Consider the following 2402-nt stretch of genomic DNA (forward strand, 5'->3'; position numbering starts at 1 on the left):
TTGCGGCATTGGACAGGCCGAGGTGAATGAGAAAGGCAAAGGCCGCCAGCTGCAGCGCGATGCCATGCGCGGCCAGCGCAATCGGGGAAATCGATCCCATCATCAGCGCCGCCGCGGCGAAAAGCCCGACCTCCGCCAGCATGGTCAGACCTATGGGCCAGCCCAGCGCGAAAATCTGCGCCATCGCCTGGTTGTCGGGCCGCCAGAACCGCGCGAACAAATCATGCTCGGGGAAGTTGCGGACCGCGTAACGCGCGAGGATCAGGCAGGCGACGGTCTCGGTCATCAAGGTCGACACCGCCGCGCCCTGAACCCCCATCTCGGGAAAGCCGAGCTTGCCGAAGATCAGGACCCAGTTGGTGAAGATATGCGCCACCGCAGCGCCAACGGTGACCCACAGAACCACGCCGGTGCGCTCCAGCGCGGAAAGGTAGGATTTCAGCACCATGATCATCAGCGACGGATAGACCCCCCAGCCGGCAATGATCAGGTAATCGCCCGCCAGCCGCGCAACTTCCGCATCCTGCCCGGCTGCCAGAAGGATCGCTTCGGCAAACAGGAACACCGGCAGCATGACCGTCGCGTAGATCAGCGACAGCCAGAACGCCATGCGCGTCGCGCGCCGCACCTGAACCTCGTCCTTCTTGGCCATTGCCGATGCGACGATGGCCGGCAGCGCCGCGGCGAAACCCGATCCGACGATGAAGATGATGAACCAGAAATTGCCGCCGATGACGACCGAGGCAAGTTCGTTGACACCGTACCAGCCCAGCATCACCGTGTCGGTCACATGCACGCCAAACTGCGCCAGATGACTGCCGACAAGCGGCAGTCCCAGCACCAGCAACGCACGCGCGTGCTGCCATTTGGTCATCGATGTGATCATCGCGCAGCCTTAGGCGCTTTTCAGCGCCCCGGCAAGACACCTCAAACCGGCGCCCTTGGGGGCCGCGGATCGCCTCCGGCGGGGATATTTGCAGACGAGGGATGAACCGGGGGTCAGCCGCGCGGGTCGCGGGTGTATTTGCGCCAGAAGTGTTCCTGCCGGAAGCCCAGCATCTCGCGCGCCTTGCGGTTCGAGTAGAAGGTTTCCTCTTCGCCCATCGCGCGCGCCAGCGGCACATCCGCGTAGTAGCGTTCGATGATCTGCGGCGTCGTCAGCGCCACCGAATGGTCGTCGTTCGAGGCGTTGAAAATCTGGAACCCCAGCCCGTCCGTCTTCAGGCAGCGGTCGACGATCTGTCCAAGGTCGCGGGCGTCGATATAGGCAAAGAAATTGCGCCGCCGCATGTCGGGGTTTTCCAGCCAGACCGGGAAATCGCTTTCATATTGCTCGGGCGAAATGACGTTGTTGATCCGCAGCCCGTAGATATCCGCGCCGCTGCGCTGGTGAAAGGACCGCCCGGTGACCTCGTTCACTACCTTTGACATCGCATAGCTGTCCTCGGGCACCACGGGATGCTCTTCGTCGAGCGGGATGTACTCGGGCTGCCGCATGCCGTCGGCAAAGCAGATCCCATAGGTGGTTTCGGACGAGGCAAAGACGATCTTGCGGACACCCAGCTTGGTCGCGGCTTCCATAACGTTATAGGTGCCCATCACATTGACCCGGTAGGTCTCATTGTCGGGCGCCATCAGGATGCGCGGCACGGCGGCGAAATGCACCACCGCGTCGAATTTGGGAACGCCCGTGCCCGGCTCCAGTTCATCGAACCCGGCATAGGCGGAAAGCGCGTTGAACATCTGGCCGCTGTCGGTGATATCGGCGATCAGGTTGTCGACCCCCGGCACATCCAGCGCCACCTTGTCGACATTCAGCACCCGGTGGCCCTGCGCCATAAGATAAGGCACCACCACTCTGCCCGCCTTGCCACTGCCCCCGGTGAATAGAATCCGCATTCCGTGTCTCCCTTGCTGACCGGGCCCGTTATAGGTGCTATCGGGCGGGGTGCAATTCACCGCGGCGAAAAATTGCGTTTGTCGCGGCCTGCGATTGCACTACCGTGCATCGGTACGCGTACATTTCAACTAAGGTGGGAGTTAATAATGAGTCTTCTTGGAACACTCGCGAAAGTTGCCGTCGGCGTCGCCGTGGCAAAGGGCATTTCGACCATGGCGCAAGGCGCAAAAGCCGGCGGCGCGCAACCGCGGGGCACCACGACGGGCGGTGGCGCCGGATCGGGTACCGTCTTTGGCGGCGACCAGTCACCGAGCGGCCGGCAAACCGGCGGCGGCAGCCTGCAGGATATCCTGACCGGCGGCGGGCAAGGCGGTGGCCTTGGTCAGCTGGGGGAAATCCTGTCCGGGCGCGGCAGCAGTCAAAGCGGCGGGCTGGGCGGCCTGCTGGAAGGCCTGTCCCAGGCATCGCGGCCCGATGGCGGCACCGGCGCCGGTCTGCCGCC

General features: G+C 63.5%; 2 protein-coding genes and 1 pseudogene. 1 reads left to right on the forward strand and 2 read right to left on the reverse strand.

Annotation, left to right across the window (positions count from 1 at the left end):
• Window positions 1-874: MATE family efflux transporter (locus WBB85_RS09330; protein ID WP_432638349.1), on the reverse strand; the 874-nt coding region annotated here is incomplete at its 3' end.
• Window positions 875-999: 125 nt separating this feature from the next.
• Window positions 1000-1899 carry an NAD-dependent epimerase/dehydratase family protein gene (locus WBB85_RS09335; protein WP_432638350.1) on the reverse strand — a complete coding sequence of 300 codons (900 nt, stop codon included), beginning with the start codon at window positions 1897-1899 and terminating at the stop codon, window positions 1000-1002.
• Between the two features lie 147 nt (window positions 1900-2046).
• Here WBB85_RS09335 and WBB85_RS09340 point away from each other — a divergent pair.
• A pseudogene (locus WBB85_RS09340) lies at window positions 2047-2402 on the forward strand (DUF533 domain-containing protein); the annotation flags it as partial.

This window comes from Albidovulum sp. (assembly GCF_049646345.1).
Taxonomy (GTDB): domain Bacteria; phylum Pseudomonadota; class Alphaproteobacteria; order Rhodobacterales; family Rhodobacteraceae; genus Albidovulum.

What these genes read in the sequence shown, in the direction of transcription:
- WBB85_RS09335 (WP_432638350.1), bottom strand. Translation starts at nt 1,899, where the DNA reads ATGCGGATTCTATTCACCGGGGGCAGTGGCAAGGCGGGCAGAGTGGTG.